This window comes from Oceanimonas sp. GK1, from assembly GCF_000243075.1.
Taxonomy (GTDB): domain Bacteria; phylum Pseudomonadota; class Gammaproteobacteria; order Enterobacterales; family Aeromonadaceae; genus Oceanimonas.
Genome location: NC_016745.1, coordinates 461,260 through 487,500, shown reverse-complemented (window position 1 = coordinate 487,500; position 26,241 = coordinate 461,260). Strand labels below are relative to the sequence as shown.

The 26,241-nt window shown below is 59.9% G+C and carries 24 protein-coding genes (1 of these 24 only partly in view); 4 read left to right on the top strand and 20 right to left on the bottom strand.

The annotated features are described in order from the left end of the window. A protein-coding gene (locus GU3_RS02355) for a hemolysin family protein (protein ID WP_014290958.1) crosses the window boundary here: on the bottom strand, nt 1-722 show its 5' portion. The gene continues 592 nt to the left of window position 1, outside the view; only the first 722 of its 1,314 coding nucleotides appear in the window; the start codon lies at nt 720-722; its stop codon lies beyond the left edge, outside the window. A gap of 210 nt (nt 723-932) precedes the next feature. On the opposite strand from GU3_RS02355, the gene GU3_RS02350 reads away from it, so the two are divergent. From GU3_RS02350 to GU3_RS02335, 4 genes are all read left to right on the top strand, one after another. Further along, nucleotides 933-2,885, top strand: coding sequence for a methyl-accepting chemotaxis protein (locus GU3_RS02350; RefSeq protein WP_014290957.1), 1,953 nt, complete (start codon nt 933-935; stop codon nt 2,883-2,885). A gap of 159 nt (nt 2,886-3,044) precedes the next feature. After that, nucleotides 3,045-5,234 (top strand): catalase/peroxidase HPI, encoded by a 2,190-nt coding sequence (gene katG, locus GU3_RS02345; protein WP_014290956.1) that lies wholly within the window; start codon nt 3,045-3,047, stop codon nt 5,232-5,234. Nucleotides 5,235-5,438: 204 nt separating this feature from the next. Beyond that, nucleotides 5,439-6,503 (top strand): substrate-binding domain-containing protein, encoded by a 1,065-nt coding sequence (locus GU3_RS02340; RefSeq protein ID WP_014290955.1) that lies wholly within the window; start codon nt 5,439-5,441, stop codon nt 6,501-6,503. Beyond that, the gene (locus tag GU3_RS02335; RefSeq protein WP_014290954.1) at nt 6,481-8,289 is read left to right on the top strand and encodes a LuxQ periplasmic sensor domain-containing protein; all 1,809 of its coding nucleotides are present in this window, start codon (nt 6,481-6,483) and stop codon (nt 8,287-8,289) included. Before GU3_RS02340 ends, GU3_RS02335 begins: the two co-directional genes overlap by 23 nt. Before the next feature lie 12 nt (nt 8,290-8,301). Here the strand turns inward: GU3_RS02335 and arsJ are convergent, their stop codons facing one another. The 19 genes from arsJ to GU3_RS02240 all read right to left on the bottom strand — a co-directional run bounded on the left by arsJ (nt 8,302) and on the right by GU3_RS02240 (nt 26,240). Beyond that, on the bottom strand, nt 8,302-9,528 hold the full coding sequence (gene arsJ, locus GU3_RS02330; protein WP_014290953.1) for an organoarsenical effux MFS transporter ArsJ: 1,227 nt from the start codon (nt 9,526-9,528) through the stop codon (nt 8,302-8,304). Next, nucleotides 9,529-10,530 (bottom strand): ArsJ-associated glyceraldehyde-3-phosphate dehydrogenase, encoded by a 1,002-nt coding sequence (locus tag GU3_RS02325; RefSeq protein ID WP_014290952.1) that lies wholly within the window; start codon nt 10,528-10,530, stop codon nt 9,529-9,531. A gap of 13 nt (nt 10,531-10,543) precedes the next feature. Further along, entirely contained in the window at nt 10,544-11,044 is a 501-nt protein-coding gene (locus tag GU3_RS02320) for a cyclin-dependent kinase inhibitor 3 family protein (protein ID WP_014290951.1), read from the bottom strand. 28 nt (nt 11,045-11,072) lie between these two features. Continuing rightward, nucleotides 11,073-12,092 (bottom strand): ACR3 family arsenite efflux transporter, encoded by a 1,020-nt coding sequence (arsB, locus tag GU3_RS02315; protein ID WP_014290950.1) that lies wholly within the window; start codon nt 12,090-12,092, stop codon nt 11,073-11,075. Nucleotides 12,093-12,142: 50 nt separating this feature from the next. Further along, entirely contained in the window at nt 12,143-12,934 is a 792-nt protein-coding gene (locus GU3_RS02310; RefSeq protein WP_014290949.1) for a metalloregulator ArsR/SmtB family transcription factor, read from the bottom strand. 261 nt (nt 12,935-13,195) lie between these two features. Then, nucleotides 13,196-15,025, bottom strand: coding sequence for a glutamine--fructose-6-phosphate transaminase (isomerizing) (glmS, locus tag GU3_RS02305; protein ID WP_014290948.1), 1,830 nt, complete (start codon nt 15,023-15,025; stop codon nt 13,196-13,198). A gap of 14 nt (nt 15,026-15,039) precedes the next feature. Continuing rightward, complete coding sequence (locus tag GU3_RS02300) at nt 15,040-15,807, bottom strand: DeoR/GlpR family DNA-binding transcription regulator (protein ID WP_014290947.1); 768 nt, start codon at nt 15,805-15,807, stop codon at nt 15,040-15,042. Between the two features lie 126 nt (nt 15,808-15,933). Continuing rightward, on the bottom strand, nt 15,934-17,292 hold the full coding sequence (glmU, locus tag GU3_RS02295; RefSeq protein ID WP_014290946.1) for a bifunctional UDP-N-acetylglucosamine diphosphorylase/glucosamine-1-phosphate N-acetyltransferase GlmU: 1,359 nt from the start codon (nt 17,290-17,292) through the stop codon (nt 15,934-15,936). Nucleotides 17,293-17,475: 183 nt separating this feature from the next. Continuing rightward, nucleotides 17,476-17,901 (bottom strand): F0F1 ATP synthase subunit epsilon, encoded by a 426-nt coding sequence (locus tag GU3_RS02290; RefSeq protein WP_014290945.1) that lies wholly within the window; start codon nt 17,899-17,901, stop codon nt 17,476-17,478. Nucleotides 17,902-17,919: 18 nt separating this feature from the next. Then, on the bottom strand, nt 17,920-19,308 hold the full coding sequence (atpD, locus tag GU3_RS02285) for a F0F1 ATP synthase subunit beta (protein ID WP_014290944.1): 1,389 nt from the start codon (nt 19,306-19,308) through the stop codon (nt 17,920-17,922). A 34-nt stretch (nt 19,309-19,342) separates the two neighbouring features. Next, a complete protein-coding gene (atpG, locus tag GU3_RS02280) occupies nt 19,343-20,203 on the bottom strand; it encodes a F0F1 ATP synthase subunit gamma (RefSeq protein WP_014290943.1) in 861 nt (286 codons plus the stop codon). A 45-nt stretch (nt 20,204-20,248) separates the two neighbouring features. Beyond that, a complete protein-coding gene (atpA, locus tag GU3_RS02275) occupies nt 20,249-21,790 on the bottom strand; it encodes a F0F1 ATP synthase subunit alpha (RefSeq protein WP_014290942.1) in 1,542 nt (513 codons plus the stop codon). Nucleotides 21,791-21,804: 14 nt separating this feature from the next. Further along, nucleotides 21,805-22,335: a F0F1 ATP synthase subunit delta gene (gene atpH / locus GU3_RS02270; protein ID WP_014290941.1), complete on the bottom strand. Its 531-nt coding sequence runs from the start codon at nt 22,333-22,335 to the stop codon at nt 21,805-21,807. 13 nt (nt 22,336-22,348) lie between these two features. Beyond that, the gene (atpF, locus tag GU3_RS02265; RefSeq protein ID WP_014290940.1) at nt 22,349-22,819 is read right to left on the bottom strand and encodes a F0F1 ATP synthase subunit B; all 471 of its coding nucleotides are present in this window, start codon (nt 22,817-22,819) and stop codon (nt 22,349-22,351) included. A 50-nt stretch (nt 22,820-22,869) separates the two neighbouring features. After that, nucleotides 22,870-23,094: a F0F1 ATP synthase subunit C gene (gene atpE, locus GU3_RS02260; protein WP_014290939.1), complete on the bottom strand. Its 225-nt coding sequence runs from the start codon at nt 23,092-23,094 to the stop codon at nt 22,870-22,872. Nucleotides 23,095-23,155: 61 nt separating this feature from the next. Next, on the bottom strand, nt 23,156-23,935 hold the full coding sequence (gene atpB, locus GU3_RS02255; protein WP_014290938.1) for a F0F1 ATP synthase subunit A: 780 nt from the start codon (nt 23,933-23,935) through the stop codon (nt 23,156-23,158). A gap of 8 nt (nt 23,936-23,943) precedes the next feature. Then, nucleotides 23,944-24,336 (bottom strand): ATP synthase subunit I, encoded by a 393-nt coding sequence (locus tag GU3_RS02250; protein WP_014290937.1) that lies wholly within the window; start codon nt 24,334-24,336, stop codon nt 23,944-23,946. A gap of 198 nt (nt 24,337-24,534) precedes the next feature. Continuing rightward, complete coding sequence (locus GU3_RS02245; protein ID WP_014290936.1) at nt 24,535-25,440, bottom strand: ParB/RepB/Spo0J family partition protein; 906 nt, start codon at nt 25,438-25,440, stop codon at nt 24,535-24,537. Beyond that, entirely contained in the window at nt 25,437-26,240 is an 804-nt protein-coding gene (locus GU3_RS02240) for a ParA family protein (RefSeq protein ID WP_014290935.1), read from the bottom strand. The genes GU3_RS02245 and GU3_RS02240 overlap by 4 nt, the downstream gene beginning before the upstream one ends. Between the last annotated feature and the right edge of the window lies 1 nt (nt 26,241).

Genomic DNA, 26,241 nt, shown 5'->3' with positions numbered 1-26,241 from the left:
GCAATCTTGGCCTTGATGCCTTCCTGATCTTCGTGAAGGGTAAAGTAGATCAGGCTTTCCCGGGTGGTCATGGCCGAGGTGACGGTGCGCGACTCCATTTCAAACACGTTTTCAATAAGATGATGCTCCTGCTCCTGCAGCACGCCGGCCTGCGCCCCGGCGTCCATCATGGCAATGATGTCCTCGGGGGTAATTTCATCCTTACGCATGGTGGGCACACGAAACAGCCGGAACAACAGGTTGGCAAGGCCATTGAACAGCCATACCAGGGGCCGGCACAGCAGGATCATGAAACTCATGGGGCGCACCACCGCCACCGCGATTTTTTCCGGCGCTATCATCGCCAGCCGCTTGGGCATCAGATCCGCAAACAGGATGAACAGGGACGTCACGATGAAAAAGGACAGAAAAAAAGCTGTGCGATCGAGCCAGTAACCATCGAGAAACCAGCCGAGCAGGTTGCGGGCAAAGGGGGTAAAGGCCGATTCACCGAGAATGCCGCCCAGAATCGCCACGGCATTAAGCCCTATCTGTACGATGGTGAAAAAATTGCCCGGCTGCTCCTGCAGCAGCAGGACTTTCTCTGCGTTAATGTCGCCGTCGCTGGCCATCAGCCGCAACTTCATCTTGCGTGCCGCCGCCAGGGCGATTTCGGAAACAGAAAAGAAGGAGCTGATTGCTACCAACAGTAAGATGATCAGCACTTGCTCGAACGTTGTCATTGTTATGCATTACCGTCTGGAAGGTGTGTTCCGCAAGAGTGACGCCGAGGCGGAAGATGAAAAAACCGCAGGAAATTTAACCCAGTGCCGACTTTTTTTCCATCGTTCCCGATACCCCGCGGCTCAGCCCTGGTCATGCAGCGAAATCGATTCAGTTTTGATACCGAATGCCGATAACCTGAGCACACTCGCGCGTTGAGGTATTTAAGGATGACAGGACATCTGACTCTGGCCCACAAACTGGCCATCTCCCTGCTGCTGCCGGTCCTCGCCCTGCTCGGCTTTGGTGGCCTCACGTCCTACCAGGCTTACCAGAGCATGGCGCGAGCGGCGGCAATGGAGCCCATGGTGGCACTGTCGGTCGCCAGCAGCAACCTGGCCCACGAGTTACAAAAGGAACGCGGCATGTCGGCGGGCTTTATCGGTTCGAACGGACGCCAGTTCGCCAGCGAATTGCAATCCCAGCGCCAACAAAGCGATCGCGCGCTGGCCGAGCTGAAAATCCACCTGAGCACCGGCACCACCCTGTCGGCATTACAACAATTGCAGGGGTTGCGCACCGTGGTGGACGGCGGCAACGCCGAACTGGGCGCCATGGTGGACAGCTACACTCGCATCATCCGTCAGCTACTAACCCAGGTGGATGCGGCCGTGGGCCTGGCCCACAGCGGCGACACCGCGGCCCGGCTGGCGGCCTACAGTGCCTTTTTGCAGAGCAAGGAACGCATGGGTCTCATTCGTGCGGTACTGAGCAACGCCTTCGGCGCCGACCGCTTTGCCCCCGGTCTGTACCGCCGCTTTATTACTCTGGAAGCGGAACAGGCCACCTATCTGGAACGCTTCCACCATCTGGCGTCACTCGAATGGCAGGAGCAATACCGGCGCCAGGCCGGTAATAATGACGAAGTGACCCGCCTGCAGCAGCTGGCCCACGAGCGCGCCGACACCGGTGGTTTTAACCAGAATGCCACCCAGTGGTTTGGCACCGCCACCCGTCATATCAACCAGCTGAAAGCGGTAGAAGACAGCCTTGCCGCCAGTCTGGAGCAGCATGTTCTGCAACTGTACCAGGCCGCCGCTACCCGCTTCTGGCTGAGCCTGGCGCTTTCGGTCGTTGTGCTGGCACTGACGCTGGCCCTCTCCCTCTGGCTGATGCATGGTATTCGCCGCGGCGTACGCACCCTGCATCAGGGCATGCTGCGCATTACCCAAGACAACGACTTTACTCAGGATGTACCGGTGCAGGGCCACGACGAGCTGGCCGAGCTGGCCACATCCCTGAACACCATGCAGCTTCACCTCAACGATCTGCTGCTGGGCGTCAGCCATGCCAGCCAGCGTCTGTTCGGCAACGCCGAGCATACTCAAAACTCGGTACAGCAAGTGCAGCTGAATATTGAAAATGGTACCGGACAGGTGGAGCTGGTGGTTTCCGCCACCACCGAGATGGCTGCCACCGTGGCCGAAATTGCCCGCCACGCCAGCGACACCTTTGGCGCCGCCAACGACAGCATATTGCGGGCGGAAGAAGGGGATCACGATGTGGACGATACCATTGCCGCCATTGAAGAGGTCGCCCTGGCCCTGAACGAGGGCGAGCGACGGGTGCTGGAAGTGGCCCAGCATACCCGGGATGTGGAACACTGCCTGACCACCATCAAGCAGATCTCCGAGCGCACCAACCTGCTGGCCCTGAACGCCGCCATTGAAGCCGCCCGGGCCGGTGAATCGGGCCGGGGCTTTGCGGTAGTGGCCGACGAAGTTCGAGCCCTGGCCATGCAGACCCAAGATACCGCCGCCGACATCGACGGCATGCTGGCCCGGTTGCGGGAAGGGGTAGAGAGCGCCGTCAGCGCCATGGGAACCGGCCGCGACAAGGCCGGCTACAGCGTGGAAGAAGCACGCAAGGCCGGCGGGGAGCTGACCACCATTGTGGGGGAAATCCGCAAGGTCAATGAAATGAGCGAACAGGTAGCCACCGCCACCGAGGAACAACGTACCGTCACCGATGACATACAGCACAATGTGATCCTGATCCGGGATGGCTATCAGGCCACCCTTGCCATTGCCGGCCAGTTGCAACAGCAGGGAGCAGCCATGGGCGAACTGGCCGCCCAGCTGGAACAGCGGCTGGCCCGCTTCCGACTGCGGAAAGCCCCCTGAACTCCTGCCCGCCTTGCCATCAGGCCGGGTTATTCGTCCCGGCCTTGCTCTATCAGATCCCCTTTGACTTCATGGTCTATTCTTCCATGGAAGAGTTTTCGACGCACAACGCTGCACATCGAATACCGCTCAGACCTTACCAAGCAAGAGGCATTCATCATGAGTCAAAGCACTTCCCCGTCTTCCGGCAAATGTCCTGTTATGCACGGGGCCCAGACCGAGTCGGGTAGCTCCAACACCAGCTGGTGGCCCAAGGCCCTTAACCTGGACATTCTTCATCAGCATGACACCAAGACCAACCCGCTGGGTAACGATTTCAACTATGCCGAAGCATTCAAAAAGCTGGATCTGGACGCAGTGAAGCAGGATCTCAAAGACCTGATGACCGACAGCCAGGACTGGTGGCCGGCGGACTGGGGCCATTACGGCGGTCTGATGATCCGCATGGCCTGGCACAGCGCCGGCACCTACCGCATTGCCGACGGCCGTGGCGGCGGCGGCACCGGCAACCAGCGGTTTGCCCCCATCAACTCCTGGCCCGACAACGCCAACCTCGACAAGGCCCGGCGCCTGCTGTGGCCCATCAAGAAGAAATACGGCAACGCCCTGTCCTGGGCCGATCTGATCATCCTGGCCGGCAACATGGCCTATGAGTCAATGGGCTTCAAAACCTTCGGCTTTGGCGGCGGACGGGCCGATATCTGGCACCCGGAAAAGGACATCTACTGGGGAGCGGAAAAAGAATGGCTGGCCCCCAGCAATAACCCCAACAGCCGCTATTCCGGCGAACGGGATCTGGAAAACCCGCTGGCGGCGGTGATGATGGGGCTGATCTACGTTAACCCGGAAGGGGTGGACGGCAAGCCCGACCCGCTAAAAACCGCCCATGATGTGCGCGTCACCTTTGCCCGCATGGCGATGAACGACGAAGAAACCGCCGCCCTCACCGCCGGTGGTCACACCGTGGGCAAAACCCACGGCAACGGCAGCGCCGCCAACCTGGGTCCGGAGCCCGAAGCCACCGGCGTGGAGGAGCAGGGCCTGGGCTGGAACAATCACAAGACCCGGGGCATTGGCCGCGACACCGTGACCAGCGGTATTGAAGGCGCCTGGACCACTCATCCCACCCGCTGGGACAACGGCTACTTCGAGATGTTGCTCAATCATGAATGGGAGCTGACCAAGAGCCCGGCCGGTGCCTGGCAGTGGCAGCCCGTCGACATTAAAGAAGAAGACAAGCCGGTGGATGTGGAAGATCCTTCCCGTCGCTGCATGCCCATCATGACCGACGCCGACATGGCGATGAAAATGGACCCTGCCTACCGTAAAATCATTGAGCGGTTTCACCAGGATCCGGCCTATTTCGAGGATGCCTTCGCCCGGGCATGGTTCAAACTGACCCACCGGGACCTGGGGCCCAAGAGCCGTTACCTGGGACCGGATGTGCCCGCCGAAGACCTGATCTGGCAGGATCCGATACCGAGCGTGGATTACACCCTGGATGAGACCGAAATCGCCGATCTTAAGACGAAGATTCTGGCCAGTGGCCTGAGCGTATCCGAACTGGTGGCCACCGCCTGGGACAGCGCCCGCACCTTCCGCGGCTCCGACTACCGGGGCGGCGCCAACGGCGCCCGCATTCGGCTTGCTCCGCAAAAAGACTGGGCCGGCAACGAACCCGAGCGGCTGCAAAAAGTCCTCAAGGAACTGGAAAAGATTCAGGCCGGCCTTGCCAAGCGTGTCAGCCTGGCGGATCTCATCGTGCTGGGCGGTACCGCCGCCGTGGAAAAGGCGGCCAGGGACGCCGGCGTGAATGTTACCCTGCCCTTTGCCCCGGGCCGGGGCGATGCCAGCCAGGACATGACCGACGTGGAGGCATTCGAGGTACTCGAACCACTGCACGACGGCTACCGCAACTGGCTGAAAAAAGACTATGTCGTGACGCCGGAAGAAATGATGCTCGATCGCACCCAGTTAATGGGCCTGACCGCTCCCGAGATGACGGTGCTGGTGGGCGGCATGCGGGTACTGGGCACCAACCACGGTGGCAGCCCCCATGGCGTTTTCACCGACAAGGTCGGCGTGCTCAGCAACGACTTTTTCGTCAATCTCACCGACATGGCCTACCGCTGGGAGCCGGCGGGCAATAACCTTTACAATATCGTTGACCGCCAGTCCGGCAAGGTGAAATGGACCGCGACTCGGGTAGACCTGGTGTTTGGCTCCAACTCGATATTGCGCAGTTATGCCGAAGTCTACGCCCAGGACGATGCCCGCGAAAAATTCGTGCATGACTTCGTCAAGGCCTGGACCAAGGTAATGAACGCCGACAGGTTTGACCTGAAATAACACCAGGTTCCCTCAGGCACACCGAAACCGGGCCCTCTGGCCCGGTTTCGGTCTTTAGGGGTGCGGGGGCAAGCCACAAAGGAAAATACTGACTTTCCCCTGAACACATAATAAGATCCCCATCATATCCCGCCCGTTCAGCCTTTTTTGCCCAGTTTTACCGCCATGTTGATAATGCGACTGTTGTGCACCGGCATCCTTGCCATGCTGATGATATGCGGCCGGGCACAGGCCGACAGCCAGAATTACTGGACCTTTCAGGAATACATGACGGCCTTTCCCGAGCAGCGCCGGCTGGCCGAGGGGTTTGCCGAACGAGTCCGTCAACCGGCCCGGCCCTGGTCGGCTGCAGCCACCCCGCCGGTACGCATTGCCATGCTGACCCCGGATGAGCAGCTCTCGGACTACTGGTCACGCAGCCGGCTGAGCCTGTCCCGCCGGCTGCAGGAAATGGGCCTGCCCCATGCCCTGCAAAGCTATTCGTTCCAGCCCGCCACGCCCATCAGACAACAGGAGCAACGGCTGGCCGAGGCCCTGCAAGGCGATCCCGATTACCTGATATTTACCCTCAATTCCCCGCGGCACCGCATACTGGTTGAAAAACTGCTCGCCCGCGGCCACCCCAAGCTCATTCTGATGAACATCACCACCCCTCTGCAATCATGGGGCCCAAACCAGCCGTTTTTCTACGTGGGCTTTGATCATCAGGAAGGCACCCGCTTGCTTACCGACGCCATCGGCCGCCTGATCGGCCCCAGCGCCAGCTACCTGATGCTGTATGGAACCCAAGGCCATGTCAGCCAGGCCAGAGGGGACGAGTTTATCCGCCTGTCCGCCAGCCAGCCCGGCATGGTGCTGCGCCAGGCTTTTTATACCGATGTAGAGCGGGACAAAGCCAGCAAGGCGGTCCTCCAGGCGCTGACTGCCAACCCCGATATCAATCTGATCTACGCCTGCACCACAGACATTGCCTTTGGCGCCGCCGATGCACTGAAGACCCTGGGCAGACAGGACCAGGTGCTGCTGAATGGCTGGGGCGGCGGCAGTGCCGAGCTGGATGCCCTGGTCAGGGGGGAGCTGGATCTGACGGTCATGCGCATGAACGATGACAACGGGGTGGCCATGGCAGAAGCCATTCGCCTCGATCTGGAAGGCCAGGCCCACCGCCTGCCACGGGTTTACAGCGGCGACTTCGCCGTGGTTGACCGACACACGCCCCCCGCCGAACTGGAACGCCTTAAAGCCCATGCCTTTCGTTACTCCCGATAGCCCTCCCGCCCGGCCGCTGCTGCGACAGCTGCTGCTGGTATTGCTGCCCGCTTTTCTGTTGCTGGCGGCGGCCCTGCTGCTGCTGACCTACCGCAGCAGCTCGGCCATGATCGATGACAGCATTCACCAGCAACTGGAAGAGGCCAACGGCCGGTTGCAGATCCTGCTGGACAGCTACCTCAGCAGCCTGGATAGCCTGCTGTCGACCGCCGCCGAACAGCCGGAGCTGGCGCAGGCCCTGTCCTCCGGCAACCGCCAGGCCGCCGAAGCACAATTACAGGAAATACTGGCAAACCGTCACGGGGAGTACCTGGACTTGCTGGTGCTGAGCCGGCAGGAACAGCCCTGGGTTCACCTGAACTCGCCGCTCTATACCATGGAGCACCGGCTGCAACAGTTGCTGACCACACCGCCGCTGTACCATCGGTGGGCCGGCCTTGAGCTGGACGCCCCTTTTAGCCGCCAGGTCGCCCTGGTGCAACGTTACCCGGTTATTGCCCAGGCGTCGGGCCAGGTTATTGGCAACCTGCTGGGCGGAGTGGTACTGAATGACAACCTCAGCCTGTTACAGCACCTTGCCCGGGGCGCGGAAAACGTCAGGGTTCAGCTGATCCGGCGCGGCAAGCCGGTGAGCCCCGCCTACCTCAGCAACAACGACATTGCGCCCATGGTATTCACCCAGGCGCTGTCCAGCGGGCGCCGTGATGGCCAGATCCAGGGGCACTACTTCCGTCTGCGCCCTTTGCTGATCAATGGCGAGCCGAGCGAGCTGCAACTGCTGTTGCTGACCGACAACACCATCGCCCAGCAATTGCAGCAAAATTATGGCTACCACACTCTGCTCGCCCTGGTACTGGTGCTGCTGACCGCACTGGGACTGTCGCTGTATACCCTTCGGCTGATCTCTGCTCCCCTGTTCAGTCTCACCCGTTTTGCCGAACAGGTGAGCCACGGCCAGCACGCGGCCTTTCAACCCGACCGCATTCAGGAATTCAATTTTCTCGGCAACAGCCTGGAAAGCATGGTGGCCATACTGCAGCAAAAGGAGCTGCGGCTGGCCCACCTGTTTGACGCCGCCAACTCGGCCACCCTCATCGTCGACAATCACGATCGCATTCTGGCCCTGAACCAGATGGCCACGGCGCTGTTTAAACAGGATCCCCCTGAACGGATTGGTTCTTCCCTCGCCGAGCACTTCAGCCCCGAGCAACTGGCCCCCCTGCTGCAGGCCATCGACAAGGCCAGAAAAGGCCATCGGGTCGATGATGTGGAAGCCCGGCTGGGCCCCCTGCCGCAGCAGGCCCGTTACCAGCTGTGGACCCTGGCGCCGGTGTTTACCCATGGTGTGGTCACGGCGGTACAACTGCAGGGCCAGGACATCAGTCGCCTGAAACAGGCGGAAGAATCCCTGCAGCTCAACCGCCTGGTGCTGGCCAACATGCTGGAAGCGGTGTTGATCTTCGATCGCCACCAGCGACTGGTCTATGCCAATCCGGCCTATACCCGGATCACCGGCTTTACCCTGGATGACATGGTGGGTCAGCCCCCCGGCAGCGCCCTGCCTCTGGAGCTGGACAACACCTCCCTCTGGCAGGACGCCGACACTTGCGGGCACTGGCAGGGTGAAGTGTTCTGCCGGGTCAGGTCCGGCATTCCCCTGCTGCTGTGGCTGTCGGTCAGAACCCTGGGCAATCCCCGGGGGGAAACCAGCCATTATGTGGCAGTCTTTTCCAATATTTCCGGGCTCAGAAACGCCCCGCCCCAAACCCCGGATCCGGAGCGCTAGCCATCACCGGGCTCAGTTCACCACCGAGCGCGGCAGCCTAAGGGAAATAAGGGTCGTCAGCAGCAAAAACGCCATCGATACCCATAAACAGGCCTGCATGCCGGCGCTGCCCTGTCCGGCCCACTGAAAGAGTCCGCCGGACAGCAGGGTGCCCAGCAGCCGGCCCATGGCGTTGGCCATGTAGTAAAAACCCACATCCAGGGAAACGCCATCCCGGCCGGCATGGCTGACGATCAGATAACTGTGCAGCGAGGAATTGACCGCAAACAGGGCACCGAATAGCAGCAGACCGCCGATCAGCACCATGGCGGGGTTCAATCCCGTCATCAGCCCCAAGGCGATCAGCCCGGGCACCAGGGTTAACCCCAGAGCCCAGCCGGTCGCGACACGACCATCGGGTACGTTTCCTGCCGCCTTGCCGGTCACCCTGGGCGCCAGCGCCTGCACCAGGCCGTAGCCTATTATCCAGAGCGCCATAAAGCCACCGGTCTGGCCGTGGTGCCAGCCCAGGCTCTGGGACAAAAACACCGGCAGCGCCACCACAAACCAGACATCACGGGCACCAAACAGAAACAGCCGGGCCGCCGACAGCAGGTTGATGGCGCGGCTTTTGGAAAGCATGTCGCGAAACTTCGGTTTTTGTTTGGCCTTGCCCAAATCCTGCGTCAGCAGCATCAGGCTCAGCAGCCACACCAGCGTCAGCGCCACGGCCATGGCCGCCACGGCCCCGGCAAAGCCCAGCCCCATCAGCAGCGCGCCGCCCATGAAAAAACCCACGCCCTTGAGCGCGTTCTTGGAGCCAGTGAGCAGCGCCACCCACTGGTAGAGAGTGCCCTGGGCTTCTGCCGGCACCAGCAGCTTGATCGAGCTTTTGGCACTCATCTTGTTAAGATCCTTGGCGATGCCGGACAGCGCCTGGGCCGCCATCACCCAGGGCACGGTCAGCCAGGCGGCGGGCACCAGCAGCATGCCCAGGGCCACCACCTGCAGGGCCAGGCCGATGTTCATGGTGCGGTTAAGGCCCAGGTGAGCGCCGAGCCAGCCCCCCACCAGATTGGTGATCACCCCGAAGATTTCGTAGAACAGAAACAGCAGCGCGATCTCCAGCGGCGAATACCCAAGGCCGTGAAAATGCAGCACCACCAGCATGCGCAGGGCGCCGTCGGTGAGGGTAAACGCCCAGTAGTTGCCGGTGACCACCAAATACTGGCGGATGCCGGGAGACAGCCGGTTCAGCATTTACCCGCGTCCTACCTTCAGCGCCAGCTCGGCGGTACGGTTGGCGTAGCCCCACTCGTTGTCGTACCAGGCATAGAGCTTCACATGAGTACCGCTCACCACCATGGTGGACAGGGCATCGATCACGGATGAGCGCGGATCCGTCTTGTAATCGATGGACACCAGCGGGCGCTGCTCATAACCCAGAATGCCCTTCAGTTCGCCCTCGGCGGCGGCCTTCAGCAGGGCATTGACCTCTTGTGCCGTGGTCTGGCGCGCCACCTCGAACACACAGTCGGTCAGGGAGGCATTGGCCAGCGGCACCCGAATGGCATGGCCGTTCAGCTTGCCCTTGAGCTCCGGGAAAATACGGGTGATGGCGGTGGCGGAGCCGGTGGTAGTGGGGATCAGGCTCATGCCGCAGGCCCGGGCCCGGCGCAAGTCCTTGTGCGGCGCATCCAGAATGGTCTGGGTGTTGGTGATGTCGTGAATGGTGGTCATGGAGCCGTGCACAATCCCCAGCTGCTCGTGGATCACCTTCACCACCGGCGCCAGGCAGTTGGTGGTGCAGGATGCCGCCGTCACGATACGGTGCCGGCCCGGGTCATAGAGGTGATCGTTCACCCCCATCACCACATCCAGCACCCCTTCCTGCTTCACCGGGGCGGTGACCACCACCCGCTTCACGCCCTGATCCAGATAGGCCTGCAGCACCTCCTTCTTTTTCATCTTGCCGGATGCCTCGATCACCAGATCACAGCCGGACCAGTCGGTCTCTTCGATGGTTTTGTTGCGGCTGACGGTAATGCGTTGCGAACCGACCCGCATGCTGTCGCCGTCGGCCAGGGCTTCGTGCTGCCAGCGGCCGTGCACCGAGTCGAAGTTCATCAGGTGCGCTAGGGTGGCGGCATCGCCGGCCGGATCGTTGATGTGCACTATATTGACGTCGCTGTGCTCAAACAGTACCCGCATGGTCAGGCGGCCCATGCGGCCAAAACCGTTAATGCCTACGTTAATGGTCATTATTCTGCTCCGTTCAGAGGGTGGCTGAGTTTAGAAGGTAGTCGCGCTGGGCGGGATAGCTGAACGCCCGCGGGCGCAGCGCCTGAATGGCGGTGATCGCGGCCTCGGGAGCGAAGCCGGCGGCGAGCATCAGTCTGGCCGCCACCATGCCGGTGCGGCCCGAGCCGCCTTTGCAATGCAGCGCCAGGGTATCCCCTGACCGCAGGCGTTGCTGCAATTCCAGATGACAGGCCTGCCAGGCCTGTTCAAAATCGGCCCCCGGCACGCCGAAATCCGGTACAGGAAGGTGAAACCAGTCGAGCCCGGCGGCCTTTACCGCCCGGGAGAAATCCGGCAGCCCTTCCTCGTGCAGCTCGTCGGCTGTCATCAGGGTAATCACGGCCGTGGCGCCGCCCGCTTTCAGTTGTGACAGCGACTCGCACAGTTCAACACCCTGGGTGCCCGGGCAGGGCGTCAGCAGCAAGGTGCCCTGCTCCACCGCAAGCGACCAGGACGGATGAAACGAAACGGACATAATCAATCCTCTTGTTGAGCGTACTCACTCAGTGGGCATACCAGGAGCGGGTTTTATTGACGAAATACACCAGGGACAGCATCACCGGTACCTCCACCAGCACGCCAACCACGGTCGCCAGGGCCGCACCCGAGTGCAGACCAAACAACGAGATCGCCACCGCCACCGCCAGTTCGAAAAAGTTGGAGGTGCCTATCATGCAGGCCGGGGCCGCCACCTGGTGCGGCAGCCGCAGCCACCAGGCGGCGGCATAGGCAATAATGAAAATGCCGTAGGTCTGGATTAACAGCGGAATGGCAATCAGGCCAATGGTTTGCGGCTGGGCAATGATGGTTTCAGCCTGAAACCCGAACAGCAGCACCACGGTGGCCAGCAGGCCCAGTATCGACCAGGGCTTGAGCCGCTGCAGCAAGTGCTCAAGGCGAGCGCCATCCCCCCTGCGCTCCAGCCGGTGACGGGTCCAGACGCCGGCCGCCAGCGGCAGCACCACATAAAGCACCACCGACAGCAACAGCGTCTCCCAGGGCACCTGAATGTCGCTGACTCCCAGCAGAAAGGCGGCAATGGGTGCAAAGGCGAAGATCATGATGATGTCGTTGACCGACACCTGCACCAGGGTGTAGTTGGGATCCCCCCTGGTCAGCTGGCTCCAGACAAACACCATAGCGGTACAGGGCGCCACCCCCAGCAGTATCATGCCGGCGATATATTCACCGGCACTTTGGGGATCCACCCAGTCGGCAAACAGCACACGAAAGAACAGCCAGCCCAGCGCCGCCATGGTAAACGGCTTGATCAGCCAGTTGATGACCAGCGTCAGCACCAGTCCTTTGGGCCTTTTCCCCACTTCCTTGATGGCGCTGAAGTCTATCTGCACCATCATCGGATAAATCATCACCCAGATCAGGACCGCCACCACCAGGTTGACGTGGGCCAGCTCCAGCCGGGCAATCACCCCGAAGAGCCCCGGCGCCAGATTACCCAGTGCCACCCCGGCCAGAATGCACAGGCCGACCCAGAGGGTCAGATAGCGTTCAAACATGCCCATTTCATTCATGCTCCCTGTACTGGGGCTGCACCACCGGCAGCGCGTTCGTGTCATATGCCATTCACTTGCTCCTCGTCACAGACACTGCCCGCGGAGGAAGGGCGGGAGTTCATGTCGCTCAGACGGGCCAGGGGCTGCGCCAGCAATGGCCCGCTGTGCTCCAGCGTGGTATGCAATATGTCGCGCATCCAGTCGTTCAGCAGCGGGTGAATACGGTAAAACACCCACTGTCCCTGGCGCCGATCCAGCAACAGGCCCACCTTGCGCAACTGGCCAAGATGCCGGGATACCTTGGGCTGCGGCAGCGCCAGCGCCGCCATCAGCTCACAGACACACAGCTCGCCTTGCTGCGCGATAAGCAGCAAACACAACAGGCGGGTTTCATCGGCCAGGGACTTGAAAAAGTCCAGCGGCTGTACCGATTTCACTGCCGACTTGACGTCCTTGCTGTTGACCAACACAAACAGGCGGATCCGTTCGCTGATTTCGTGCAGGGTCAGCGCAAAGGCTTTTGGGTCGCCGCTGTCCTTGGGATCGGGAAAGTCCCAGGCCATCACCACCCCGCTGCCGGGCCAGTGACGGCACTCCAGATGGGCCTTGTCGCACAGGCTGATCACAAAATCGAACGGCCGGTCGGCCAGGCTGTCGATGGACTTGGACCTGAGCCCTGCGGTTTCCAGCCCGAACTCCTGCAGCGCCTGCAGGGTGCGTGGATCCACTTCAGAGGGCTCGGTGCCCGCACTGAACACCTCGAAGCGATCACCGGCAAAGTGGCGCAGCAGGGCTTCCGCCATCTGGGAGCGGGCGGAATTGGCCGTGCACACAAACAGTACTCGTTGCATTGCATATCCCCTGTTTCACCTAGCCGAAATAATACATGCCAAAAAACGCATATACAATTTAGTGAATATATAAAATTAAAAAGTTCATCATGCCCTTCGAGCCACGCATCAGGCGGAGGCCAACACCCTCGCTTAGGAGCTCAAGACATCGAGTAAAGGACATAAAAAACGCCCGCCATGACATGGCGGGCGAGAATGAAACGTTATGTTATGGGATGACACTTTATTTTCATGCCACATCATCCCACATCAGGTGGCCGTTTACTCGACCGTGACCGACTTGGCCAGGTTGCGGGGCTGATCCACATCGGTGCCCTTGATAAGAGCCACATAGTAGGACAGCAGTTGCAGCGGCACCGTGTAGACGATGGGCGCGATCACCTCGTCCACGTGCTCCAGCGACATCACCCGCATGGTGGCATCTCCTTTAAAGCCGGCCTGTTTGTCGGCGAACACATAGAGGATGCCGCCCCGGGCGCGCACTTCTTCCACGTTGGACTTCAGTTTTTCCAGCAGCTCGTTGTTGGGCGCCACCACGATGATCGGCATGTCGGCGTCGATCAGCGCCAGCGGGCCGTGCTTGAGCTCGCCGGCGGCGTAGGCCTCGGCGTGAATGTAGGAGATTTCCTTGAGCTTGAGCGCCCCTTCCATGGCGATGGGGTACTGCTCGCCCCGGCCCAGGAACAGGCTGTGGTACTTGTCGGCAAACTCTTCCGCCAGCTGCTCAATGTCGCCGGCCAAGGCCAGGGTGCTGACAATGTGCGCCGGCAGCGAACGCAGCGAACGCACCAGCTCCGCCTCAGTCTGCTCAGTCATGTTGCCCCGGCAGCGGCCCACCGCCGCCACCAGCATCAGCAGCGCCACCAATTGCGTGGTGAAGGCCTTGGTGGAAGCCACACCAATCTCGGCACCGGCCCGAGTCATGAAAGCCAGATCCGATTCCCGCACCAGAGACGAGCCGGGCACGTTACAGATGGTCAGGGTGCCCATGTAGCCGGACTCCTTGGCCAGCCGCAGCGCCGCCAGGGTGTCGGCGGTCTCGCCGCTCTGGGACAGGGTGATCAGCAGGCTGTTGGGACGCACCACCGACTTGCGGTAGCGGAACTCGGAGGCGATCTCGATATCGCAGGGCACGCCGGCCAGGGCCTCGAACCAGTAACGAGCCACCATGCCCGCATGGTAGGAGGTGCCGCAGGCGATCAGCTGAATGTGCTCGACCTTTTCAAAAATGGCCCGGGCGCCGTTTCCGAAGGACTCGACCACCACGCCCTGCTCGCTCAGCCGGCCTTCCAGGGTGTCGGTAATGGCCCTGGGCTGCTCAAAGATTTCCTTCAGCATGTAGTGGCGGTACTCGCCCTTGTCACCGGCGTCGTGGGTGACCTCGGACTCCTGCTCGGCGCGGGTCACCGGCTGGCCGTCACTGTTGAAAATATGAATGTCGCGGCGGGTCACCTCGGCCACATCACCCTCTTCCAGGAACAGGAAGCGACGGGTCACCGGCAGCAGCGCCAGCTGATCCGAGGCGATAAAGTTCTCGCCCAGCCCCAGACCAATAACCAGCGGCGAGCCGGAACGGGCCACCACCAGCCGGGAAGGATCGTTCACGTCCATCAGCACGGTGCCGTAGGCGCCGCGCAGCTCCTTGACCGTGGCCTGCAGCGCCGCCAGTAGGGAGTCGGTATGCTGACGGTGCCAGTGCACCAGGTGGGCGATCACTTCGGTGTCGGTGTCGGAGGCGAACTCGTAGCCCTTGGCCTTGAGCTGCTCACGCAGTGCTTCGTGGTTTTCGATGATGCCGTTGTGCACCACGGCGATGTTGCCGGACACGTGCGGATGGGCGTTGCGCTCGGACGGCTCGCCATGAGTGGCCCAGCGGGTGTGAGCAATGCCGGTGCCGCCGGCCAGGGGCTGCTCATTCAGGGCATCGGCCAATGCCTGCACCTTGCCGAGGCGCCGTACCCGGCCCAGCTGGCCATCATGCACAATGGCCACCCCGGCGGAGTCGTAACCCCGGTATTCCAGACGGCGCAGGCCCTCCACCAGAATTTCCGCCACATCACGCTGGGCCACCGCCCCTACAATTCCACACATGCTCTACATCCTCGTTATTCGGGTGCCATCACCAGGGTGATGCCCTTTTGCTGTAACTGTTGTTGATCTGCTTCGCTGATGCCGCTGTCGGTCACCAGGGTATGAATCCGGCTCCAGGGCAGCTCCAGGTTGGGGATTTTGCGGCCAATCTTGTCCGATTCCACCATCACCACCACTTCCCGGGCCACTTCCGCCATCACCCGGGACAGGCCGGTCAGCTCGTTAAAGGTGGTGGTGCCCCGGGCCAGATCGATGCCGTCGGCGCCGATAAACAGCCGGTCGAAATCGTAGGAACGCAGCACCTGCTCCGCCACCTGGCCCTGAAACGACTCGGAGGACGGATCCCAGGTGCCGCCGGTCATCAGCAGGGTCGGCTCCGGCTCCAGCTCGCGCACCGCGTTGGCGATGGCCAGGGAGTTGGTCATTACCACCAGGCCGTGCTTGTGGCCCAGCTCTCCCAGCAGCGCCGCCGTGGTGCTGCCGCTGTCGATGATGATGCGGTTGTGATCCCGGATCAGCGCCGCCGCCGCCCGGGCCAGCGCCCGCTTTCGTTTCGAAACCGGCTCGGCGCTGCCTTCCGCCACCATCTCGCTCGGCACCGGCACGGCGCCGCCATAGCGGCGCAGCAGCAGGCCGTTTTTTTCCAGCGCGGTGAGATCCTTGCGAATGGTCACTTCCGAGGTGTCGAAACGCCGGGCCAGTTCGTCCACGGTCACTTCCCCCTGCTCGTTAAGCAGGGTGATGATGGTATGGCGGCGTTGCTGGGTATTGCGTTTCGACATGATGGCTTAAGTTTCGGTTTGAAAGCAGAATACTAGCAAATCAAAACATAGACGGGCAATAAAAAACGCGGCTGTGATTGCACAGCCGCGTTTGTTTGCTTCTGCCTTTCAGCTTCAGGCTTTCAGCTATTTTTTAGTCGGGCGGGGCCAGTTCTTGATATGGCGCTGAGCCACCCGGGTGATCACCAGCTCGGCCTCGGCCACATCCTTGGTCACCGTGCTGCCGGCCCCCAGGGTGGCATTTTTGCCGATGCGCACCGGGGCCACCAGCTGGGTATCGGAGCCGACGAAGACGCCGTCTTCAATCACCGTCTGGAACTTGTTCACGCCGTCATAGTTGCAGGTGATGGTGCCGGCACCGATGTTCACCCCCGCACCGATCTCGGCATCGCCCAGGTAGCTCAGGTGACCGGCCTTGGAGCCCTTGCCCAGACGGGCCTTTTTCATTTCCACAAAGTTGCCGACGTGGGCATCTTCGGCCAGCACGGCGCCGGGGCGCAGGCGGGCAAAGGGGCCGGCACTGCTGGCACTGCCCAGCTCGGCGTTTTCAACGATGGAATAGGGTTTCACCTCGGCATCGTCGCCGATAACGCAGTTTTTGAGAATGGCCCCGGCGCCGATTTTCACCCGGTTGCCAAGGCACACTTCCCCTTCGATGATCACATTGACGTCGATCACCACTTCCTCGCCGGCGGTCAGGGTGCCGCGCAGATCGAACCGGGCCGGATCCAGCAGGCTGACGCCCTCGCGCATCAGCCGCTCGGCCTGCATGTGCTGATAGGCCCGCTCCAGGCCCGCCAGCTGCACCCGGTCGTTGGCGCCTTCCACTTCTGAGGTGCTGGCCGGTTGCACGGTGGCAATCTCACAGCCATCCCGGTGTGCCATGGCGAAGATATCGGTGAGGTAATACTCCCCCTGGGCGTTGTCGTTGTTAAGCTCGCCCAGCCAGGCCCTGAGCCGGCCGGCCTCGGCCACCAGCACGCCGGTGTTCACCTCGGTAATGGCCAGCTGCTCGGGGCTGGCGTCCTTCTGCTCGACAATGCCCACCACCTTGCCATTTTCCCGCACAATACGGCCATAACCGGTGGGGTTGGCAAGGCTCACGGTGAGCAGGCCCACGCCACCTTTGGGCTGAGCGGCAATCAGTCGCTGCAGGGTCTCCGCCTGCAGCAGCGGCGTGTCGCCATAGAGCACCAGCACCCGGGCGTCGTCGGCAATGTTGGGCAGCGCCACCGCCACCGCATGACCGGTACCCAACTGCTCGGCCTGGTGGGTCCAATGCAGATCGCTTGCCGCAATGCGGGCCTTGAGCTGGTCGGCACCGTGGCCGTATACCAGATGAATGCCATCCACCTCACAGGCGCGGGCGGCCTCGATCACATGGGCGACCATGGGCTTGTGGGCCACCGGGTGCAGTACCTTGGGAAGAGAAGAGCGCATGCGGGTGCCCTTGCCCGCCGCCAGAATTACCGCCTGAATCGTCATGAAAATATATCCCGTTTACTTAAAAGTGAGGGGTGAAGAGTGAGGTGAGAGGAGTCAGACAACCAAGTCCGCAGACCGTGCTTACTCCTCACCTTTAACCCCTCACTCCTCACGTCTTTGCCGGTATTGTGATTTTTTCGCAAAAAAAAAGCGACCCTGAGGTCGCTTTTTCGAACGTTAGGCTTAACGAACGTTTTTCTTAACCAACTGCAGCACGCGCAGTTTCGCCATAGCCCGGGCCAGTTCGGCGGCCGCTTCTGCATAGTCCACATCGTGTGAGGAGTTCTGCAGCTTGGCTTCCGCCGAGCGCTTGGCTTCTTCGGCCTTGGCTTTATCCAGATCTTCGGCGCGAATTGCAGTGTCGGCCAAAACCATGACACTGCTGCCCTGTACTTCCAGCATACCGCCGGAGATGTACAGAACTTCCTGCTGGCCGGCCTTGGTGATGTATTGCACCAGGCCGGGACGGATTGCCGTCAGCAGGGGGGCGTGTCCGTAACGAACGCCCAATTCACCCTCAGAGCCGGAGACAGTCACCGCGGTCACAGAGCCGGAAAACAGGCGTTTTTCGGCGCTGACGATGTCCAGGTGAAAGCTATACTCAGCCATCAGGTCCTCCTTAGAGGCTTACAGTTTCTTGGCTTTTTCGACCGCTTCGTCGATGGAGCCAACCATGTAGAACGCCTGCTCGGGCAGCGTGTCGTAGTCGCCGTTCAGGATGCCCTGGAAGCCGGCAATGGTGTCTTTCAGGGACACGTACTTGCCGGGGGCACCGGTGAACACTTCGGCCACGAAGAACGGCTGAGACAGGAAACGCTCGATTTTACGGGCGCGAGACACGGTCAGCTTGTCGTCTTCAGACAGTTCGTCCATACCCAGGATGGCGATGATGTCTTTCAGCTCTTTGTAGCGCTGCAGCACGGTCTGTACGCCACGGGCAACAGAGTAGTGCTCTTCACCGACCACCTGCGGGTCCAGCTGACGGCTGGTGGAATCCAGCGGGTCAACGGCCGGGTAAATACCCAGAGCAGCGATCTGACGGCTCAGTACCACGGTCGCATCCAGGTGAGCGAAGGTGGTGGCCGGAGACGGGTCGGTCAAGTCATCCGCGGGCACGTAAACGGCCTGTACGGAGGTGATGGAGCCGGTCTTGGTAGAGGTGATACGCTCCTGCAGAACGCCCATCTCTTCGGCCAGGGTTGGCTGGTAACCTACTGCAGAGGGCATACGGCCCAGCAGTGCGGATACTTCGGTACCGGCCAGGGTGTAACGGTAGATGTTGTCCACGAACAACAGTACGTCACGACCTTCGTCACGGAACTTCTCGGCCATGGTCAGACCGGTCAGGGCCACGCGCAGACGGTTGCCGGGCGGCTCGTTCATCTGACCGTATACCAGAGATACCTTGTCCAGTACGTTGGACTCGGTCATTTCATGGTAGAAGTCGTTACCTTCACGGGTCCGCTCACCCACACCGGCAAACACGGAGTAACCGCTGTGCTCGATGGCGATGTTACGGATCAGTTCCATCATGTTTACGGTTTTGCCTACACCGGCACCACCGAACAGACCAACCTTACCACCCTTGGCGAAGGGGCATACCAGGTCGATAACCTTGATGCCGGTCTCCAGCAGCTCGGTAGAGCTGGACTGCTCTTCGTAGCTGGGAGCTTCGCGGTGAATGGACCAGCGCTCTTCTTCGCCGATGTCGCCCTTTTCGTCGATGGGGTTACCCAGCACGTCCATGATGCGACCCAGGGTCTGCACGCCAACCGGCACCTGAATGGGCTGGTTGGTGTTTTCGATTTCCAGACCACGGCGCAGACCGTCGGAAGAACCCATGGCGATACAACGAACAACGCCACCGCCGATTTGCTGCTGCACTTCCAGAACCAGACCCTGGCCCTGGCCTTCCGTCGTAATCTTCAGCGCGTCATAGACGTGAGGAACCGCATCTTGCGGGAATTCCACGTCAACAACGGCGCCGATGATTTGGACTATGATACCCTTACTCATGTCAAATCCTCTAAACCTTTGAATACCTTCGCCTTTATACGGCACCAGCCCCGGCAACGATCTCGCTCAGTTCCTGGGTAATGGCGGCCTGACGGGCCTTGTTGTACACCAGTTGCAGATCGTTGATGAGGTTGCCGGCGTTATCGGTGGCGGCTTTCATTGCGACCATCCGGGCCGCCTGTTCGCTGGCCAGGTTCTCGACCACACCCTGATACACCTGGGATTCCACAAAGCGTACCAGTAGCGTGTCCAGCAGCGACTTGGGATCCGGTTCATAGATGTAGTCCCAGCTGTGGCTGGCCACTTCTTCTTCCGATGCAGGCAAAGGCAACAGTTGATCGACCGTCGGCTTTTGCACCATGGTGTTTTCAAACTTGTTGTACACCAGGTGCAGCTTGTCTATCTCACCCTTGTCGTACGCTTCCAGCATCACACTGACCGACCCGATGAGGTCGTCCAGCGCGGGGGCGTCGCCCAGGCCTGAAGCCTGCGCCAGTACCTTGCCGCCATAACGGTTGAAGAAACCAACCGCCTTGCTGCCAATCAGGCACAGATCCACGCCCACACCCTTGTCGGTGTATGCTTTCATTTCGTTCATGGCAGCCTTGAACACGTTGATGTTCAGGCCACCACAAAGGCCACGATCGGTGGAGACGATAATAAAGCCTACGCGCTTGACCTCGCGGTCTTCCAGATAGGGGTGCTTGTATTCCAAGTTCCCCTGCGCGATGTGGCCGATCACCTTGCGTATGGTTTCAGCGTATGGGCGGCTGTGGGCCATGCGATCCTGCGCTTTACGCATTTTCGAGGCGGCCACCATCTCCATAGCGCTGGTGATCTTCTGAGTGTTTTTCACACTCCCGATCTTGCTACGTATTTCTTTTGCGCCGGCCATGTCGCTTCTCCAATTCAGGTGGCAGCAATAAACGCTGCCACATGGTTACCAGGACTGGGTAGCCTTGAAGCTATCCAGCAACGCAGTCAGCTGAGCCACAACGTCTTTGTTGTAGTCGGCTTTCTCGTTGATCTCCGCCATCAGGGCGGCATGTTCTGAATTGGCGTAAGCGAGCAGGGCGTCTTCAAACGTAGTGATGAACTTCAGCTCTACGTCGTCCAGGTAGCCGTTTTCGGCAGCGAACAGGGACAGTGCCTGCTCGGCCACGGACATCGGACGGTATTGCTTCTGCTTCATCAGCTCGGTGACTTTCTGACCATGGCTCAGCTGCTTGCGAGTGGCATCGTCCAGATCGGAAGAGAACTGGGCGAAGGCGGCCAGTTCGCGATACTGGGCCAGGGCGGTACGGATACCACCAGACAGCTTTTTGATGATCTTGGTCTGAGCCGCACCACCTACCCGGGATACGGAGATACCCGGGTCAACCGCCGGACGAATACCGGAGTTGAACAGTTCGGTGGTCAGGAAGATCTGGCCGTCGGTGATGGAGATCACGTTGGTCGGTACGAACGCAGACACGTCACCGGCCTGGGTTTCAATGATCGGCAGGGCGGTCAGTGAACCGGTCTGGCCTTTCACTTCGCCGTTGGTGAACTTCTCAACGTAGTCGGCAGACACGCGGGAAGCACGCTCCAGCAGGCGGGAGTGCAGGTAGAAAACGTCACCCGGGTAGGCTTCACGGCCCGGCGGACGACGCAGCAGCAGAGAGATCTGACGGTAGGCAACGGCCTGCTTGGACAGGTCATCGTACACGATCAGGGCATCTTCACCGCGGTCACGGAAGAATTCACCCATGGCACAACCGGCGTAAGGCGCCAGGTATTGCAGGGCGGCAGACTCGGAAGCGGAAGCCACCACCACGATGGTGTTCTTCAGCGCGTCGTGCTCTTCCAGCTTGCGAACGACGTTGGCAATGGTGGACGCTTTCTGGCCGATGGCCACGTACACACACTTAATGCCGGAGTCTTTCTGGTTGATGATGGCGTCAACGGCCAGGGCGGTTTTACCCACCTGACGGTCACCGATGATCAGCTCACGCTGGCCACGGCCGATCGGAATCATGGCGTCAACGGCCTTGTAACCGGTCTGTACCGGCTGGTCTACCGACTGACGATCGATTACGCCGGGGGCGATCACTTCTACCGGAGAGGTGGTATCGGTGTCGATGGCGCCCTTGCCGTCGATCGGCTCACCCAGGGTGTTAACTACCCGGCCCAGCAGGCTGCGGCCTACCGGTACTTCCAGGATACGACCGGTGGAGTGAACCTTGGTGCCCTCGGCCAGGTCGGCGTAAGGGCCCATCACCACGGCGCCCACGGAGTCGCGCTCCAGGTTCAGCGCCAGGGCGTAACGGTTGCCCGGCAGTTCAATCATTTCACCTTGCATGATGTCAGCAAGGCCGTGAATACGAATGATGCCATCGCTTACAGAGACGATGGTACCTTCGTTTCGTGCTTCACTGACAACATTGAATTGCTCGATGCGCTGTTTGATCAGCTCGGCAATTTCAGTTGAATTCAGTTGCATGCTCTATTCCCCAATCAAGATTGCAGCGTTTCGGCCAAGCGGGACAGACGGCCCCGCACACTTCCGTCGATCACCATGTCGCCGGCCTTGATGATAATGCCGGCCATCAGGCTCTTGTCGACGCTGCAATTCAGCTTCACCTTGCGTCCCAGACGCTGTTCCAGTGAAGCCTGAATCTTGGCCACTTGTTGCTTGGTCAGTTTGGCGGCGGAAACCACAAAGGCTTCCACTTCCCGGTCCAGTTCCGCCTTCAGTTCGGCGAACTCCTGTACCACTGCCGGCAACACACTCAAGCGTCCGTTTACGGCCATCACCCGAATCAGGTTCTGGCCTTGCTCGTCGAGCTGTTCGCCACAGACAGCCAAAAACACGTCGGCCATCTTTTCCGCGTTCAGATCGCTGCCGAGTACCTGGGCCATGCTGTCGTTCTGCGCCACTTCGGCGGCAAAAGTCAGCATGGACAACCAGTTGTCGACCGCGTTTTTCTCAACGGCAAAATCGAAAGCTGCTTTGGCATAGGGGCGAGCAATGGTTTTCATTTCCATGGCTCTAATTCCCTTACAGTTCAGCTACTACTTTCTCAACGATGTCGCTGTTGGCAGCGGCATCAATCTGACGCTCGAGGATTCTCTCTGCACCCACCAGGGCAAGAGCAGCAACCTGCTTACGCAGTTCCTCTTTGACACGATTGCGTTCGGCTTCAACTTCCGCCTGGGCTTGTGCCAGAATCTTTTCACGCTCGGCCTGAGCCTCACGCGTTGCATCCTCAATGATCTGGGCCTTGCGCTTGTTGGCCTGCTCAACGATTTGAGCGGACTGCAGCTTGGCTTCCTTCAGTTGTTCGGTTGCATTGGTCTGCGCCAGTGCCAGGTCTTTCTTGGCACGCTCGGCCGAAGACAAACCTTCGGCGATTTCTTTCTGGCGCTTCTCGATGGCACCCATGATGGGGGGCCATACGAACTTCATGCAAAACCAAACGAAGATGATAAACGCGATCGTTTGACCGAGGATTGTTGCGTTCATGTTCATCGCAACTCTCCTTTAAAGTTGGTTAGCAGACTGATTAACGTGCCGGGCCATTAGGCTACGGCGAAGATCAGGTACAGAGCCATACCAACGGTGATCATCGGGATGGCGTCAACCAGACCTACCACGATGAAGAAGTTGCCGCGCAGGGCAGGCAGCATGTCAGGCTGGCGAGCAGCACTTTCCAGGAACTTGCCACCCAGCATAGAGATACCGATAGCACCACCGATAGAAGCCAGACCCAGCATGAGAGAGGCAGCGATGAAAATCATTTCCATTTTTTTTCTCCAATTGTTAGCGGTTAGAACGACAGCTTGTTAAATTTTTGTTATCTTTTGATTAATGTTCTTCATAGGCCATCGACATGTAGACGACGGTCAGGATCATGAAGATGAAAGCCTGCAGGGTGATAACCAGAATATGGAAAATCGCCCACGGCACATTAAGGACCCATTGAGACCACCACGGCAGCAGGCCCGCGATGAGAATGAAGATCATCTCACCGGCGTACATGTTACCGAACAGTCGCAGACCCAGCGAAATGGGTTTTGCGATCAGCGATACAGTCTCAAGCACCAGGTTAACGGGAATCATGGACCAGTGGTTCAGCGGTTGCATGGTCAGCTCTTTTACAAAGCCGGACACGCCCTTCATCTTGATGCTGTAGAAAATGATCAGGAAGAAGACACCGAACGCCATGGACATGGTGATGTTAACATCGGCGGAAGGAACAACCCTCAGGTAAGGAACGCCCAGCAATTGAGCGCCATAGGGCAGGTAGTCGACCGGGATAAGGTCCATCAGGTTCATCAGGAAAACCCAGACAAAAATGGTCAGCGCCAACGGCGCGATCAACGCACTTTTGCCATGGAAGACGTCCTTGACGGATTTATCCACAAATTCAACCAACAGCTCGATGGCACATTGCCACTTGCCCGGAACTCCAGTGGTAGCACGGGATGCCACCTTGTTGAAGCCCCACAAGAACAGCGCACCCAGGACAACGGAAACAAGCAAAGAATCGATATTCAACGCCCAGAATCCCGAACCAATCTGCAGGTGTTGCAGGTGGTGAGAGATATAACCCTGGGAAGTTAGGACATCTCCTGTTGCAGCCATGTGTTTTCCTAGTAACGGTTGTTGAGAGTGAATGAAAGAATCCACTGCATCAGCAATGCCAGGGCGTAAGCCGTGTACAGGGGCAAGATACTTACCTCCATGTACTTGAACACCACGATAAACAGTAAAATGGTGCTGGCCAGCTTAATCCCTGCCCCGCTGTAAAAGCTCGCCACAATGCTTTGCGGCGTGGCCTCACCGGCGCGTCTGGCCAGTACCACCACACTGAAAAGGCATTGGGGAACCCAGTAGATTCCGCCCCCAAGGAGGGCGGAACGGGCGGCGGCCTCACCCTGTCCGAACCCGAACAGGCTGGCGACTGCCACCACCAGGAGTAATTGATAACTCAGAATCGCCAGCGCCACTTGTCTGTCACTGAGGTGCCGGGTTTTCTGCGTCACAACCACTCCTGATACAGTTAGGGGCCTTTCCGATGGCATCCACCGGTTAAGCCCCAAAAAAGCAGGTCAAATTATACCCGTGAACGACACAAATGCAATTGCACTAAATCCTTATTTTTCGCGGAGTTCAGTGCTTTTTTTGCGCATTTCGCTCAAGATTGGACTGACTGAAGGATTACTACATTTTTGCCCGGCTGGTCAGAGCTCGGGGGCCTCGCCAAGTCCGAAGAAGTGACCAATTTTATCCAGTTCATTCAATGAGTTGTAGGATATCACCAGCTTACCCTTGTCTTTGCTGGAAGACTTGATCTCCACTTTTATTCCTAATTTTTCACCAAATTCCTGTTCCAGCTGGGCCATGAACAGGGAGCGGGGCTGCTCGGCTTTCGGCTTTTGCGGGGTCAGGCTCTGCTTCACCAGCTTTTCCGTTTCCCGCACGGTCAGGCCCTTTTGGGCCACCAGCTGAGCCAGCCGGGACTGCTGCTCACCCTCCAGGGCCAGCAGGGCGCGGGCATGGCCCATCTCCAGCGAGCCGTGCTCCACCAGCTGTTTCACCTCGTCGTTAAGCTGGTTCAGGCGCAGCAGGTTGCTCACCGCGCTGCGACTCTTGCCCACGGCATCGGCCACGGTCTGGTGAGTAAACGCAAACTCCTCGATCAGGCGGGCCAGGGCGCGGGCTTCTTCCATTACGTTGAGATCTTCCCGCTGAATATTTTCAATCAGGCCAATGGCCAGGGCTTCCTGGTCGGACACCGGCTTTACCAGCACCGGTACCCGGCTCAGGCCCGCCATGCGGGCGGCCCGCCAGCGGCGCTCGCCGGCCAGAATTTCATAGCCACCGCTTTCAAGCGGGCGCACGACGATGGGCTGAATGATGCCCTGCTGGCGAATGGACTCGGAAAGTTCTTCCAGCGCCTGCTGGGACATGTCCCGGCGGGGCTGGTACTTGCCCGGCTGCAGGGTATTGATGGCCAGGTTCTGCAAGGCACCACCCGCATCGGCGGCGGAATGGCTGTCGGCCTGCTCCCGGCGCAAATTGGCGGCGGAGCTGGTGCTGAGCAGGGCGTCCAGGCCTTTGCCCAGTCCGCGGCGTTTCATGTTCATGCTGTCTGTTCCACCTGTTCGGAATTGGACTGCTCGTCGTCGGCCCGGCGCAGGATCTCGCCGGCCAGCGCCAGGTAAGACTTGGCGCCCAACGACGACTTGTCGTAATACATGGCGGGGGTACCGTGGCTGGGGGCCTCGGCCAGGCGCACATTGCGCGGGATCACGGTGCGATAGACCTTGTCGCCGAAATAGCTTTTCAGCTGATCGGACACCTCATTGGAGAGGCGGTTGCGGTGATCGTACATGGTGCGCAGTATGCCCTCGATTTTGAGCTCGGGATTGACCACCGCCGCCAGCTTGCTGATGGTATCCACCAGGGCGGTGAGGCCTTCCAGTGCAAAATACTCACACTGCATGGGCACCAGCACCGAGTCCGCCGCCGACATGGCGTTGACCGTCAGCAGGTTAAGGGACGGCGGGCAGTCGATAAAAATGTAATCGTAATGCTCCCGCACCGGTGCCAGGGCATTGCGCAGGCGCACTTCCCGGGCGAAAAATTCCATCAGCTTGATCTCGGCGGCAGTGACATCGCCATTGCCGGCGATCAGGTGATAGCCGCCGCTGGTCTCGGTCACCACCACCTCTGCCACCGGCAGTTCATCCACCAGCAGCTCGTAGGCGGTATTGGGCACCTGGTACTTGTCGACGCCGCTGGCCATGGTGGCGTTGCCCTGAGGATCGAGATCGATCACCAGTACGTTGCGTTTGGTGGCCGCCATGGACGCGGCCAGGTTGACACAGGTGGTGGTTTTACCCACTCCACCCTTCTGATTGGCAATGGCAATGACTTTTCCCACC

Coding starts and splice junctions, on each gene's coding strand:
- GU3_RS02335 (WP_014290954.1), top strand. CDS start 6,481: ATGCCTTTCGTTACTCCCGATAGCCCTCCCGCCCGGCCGCTGCTGCGA.
- GU3_RS02320 (WP_014290951.1), bottom strand. CDS start 11,044: ATGTCCGTTTCGTTTCATCCGTCCTGGTCGCTTGCGGTGGAGCAGGGC.
- GU3_RS02340 (WP_014290955.1), top strand. CDS start 5,439: ATGCTGATGATATGCGGCCGGGCACAGGCCGACAGCCAGAATTACTGG.
- GU3_RS02350 (WP_014290957.1), top strand. CDS start 933: ATGACAGGACATCTGACTCTGGCCCACAAACTGGCCATCTCCCTGCTG.
- GU3_RS02310 (WP_014290949.1), bottom strand. CDS start 12,934: ATGCAACGAGTACTGTTTGTGTGCACGGCCAATTCCGCCCGCTCCCAG.
- atpB (WP_014290938.1), bottom strand. CDS start 23,935: ATGGCTGCAACAGGAGATGTCCTAACTTCCCAGGGTTATATCTCTCAC.
- atpG (WP_014290943.1), bottom strand. CDS start 20,203: ATGGCCGGCGCAAAAGAAATACGTAGCAAGATCGGGAGTGTGAAAAAC.
- arsJ (WP_014290953.1), bottom strand. CDS start 9,528: ATGCTGAACCGGCTGTCTCCCGGCATCCGCCAGTATTTGGTGGTCACC.
- atpH (WP_014290941.1), bottom strand. CDS start 22,335: ATGGAAATGAAAACCATTGCTCGCCCCTATGCCAAAGCAGCTTTCGAT.
- GU3_RS02290 (WP_014290945.1), bottom strand. CDS start 17,901: ATGGCTGAGTATAGCTTTCACCTGGACATCGTCAGCGCCGAAAAACGC.
- GU3_RS02300 (WP_014290947.1), bottom strand. CDS start 15,807: ATGTCGAAACGCAATACCCAGCAACGCCGCCATACCATCATCACCCTG.
- atpF (WP_014290940.1), bottom strand. CDS start 22,819: ATGAACATGAACGCAACAATCCTCGGTCAAACGATCGCGTTTATCATC.
- atpE (WP_014290939.1), bottom strand. CDS start 23,094: ATGGAAATGATTTTCATCGCTGCCTCTCTCATGCTGGGTCTGGCTTCT.
- atpA (WP_014290942.1), bottom strand. CDS start 21,790: ATGCAACTGAATTCAACTGAAATTGCCGAGCTGATCAAACAGCGCATC.
- glmS (WP_014290948.1), bottom strand. CDS start 15,025: ATGTGTGGAATTGTAGGGGCGGTGGCCCAGCGTGATGTGGCGGAAATT.
- glmU (WP_014290946.1), bottom strand. CDS start 17,292: ATGACGATTCAGGCGGTAATTCTGGCGGCGGGCAAGGGCACCCGCATG.
- atpD (WP_014290944.1), bottom strand. CDS start 19,308: ATGAGTAAGGGTATCATAGTCCAAATCATCGGCGCCGTTGTTGACGTG.
- GU3_RS02245 (WP_014290936.1), bottom strand. CDS start 25,440: ATGAACATGAAACGCCGCGGACTGGGCAAAGGCCTGGACGCCCTGCTC.
- katG (WP_014290956.1), top strand. CDS start 3,045: ATGAGTCAAAGCACTTCCCCGTCTTCCGGCAAATGTCCTGTTATGCAC.
- GU3_RS02325 (WP_014290952.1), bottom strand. CDS start 10,530: ATGACCATTAACGTAGGCATTAACGGTTTTGGCCGCATGGGCCGCCTG.
- arsB (WP_014290950.1), bottom strand. CDS start 12,092: ATGGGCATGTTTGAACGCTATCTGACCCTCTGGGTCGGCCTGTGCATT.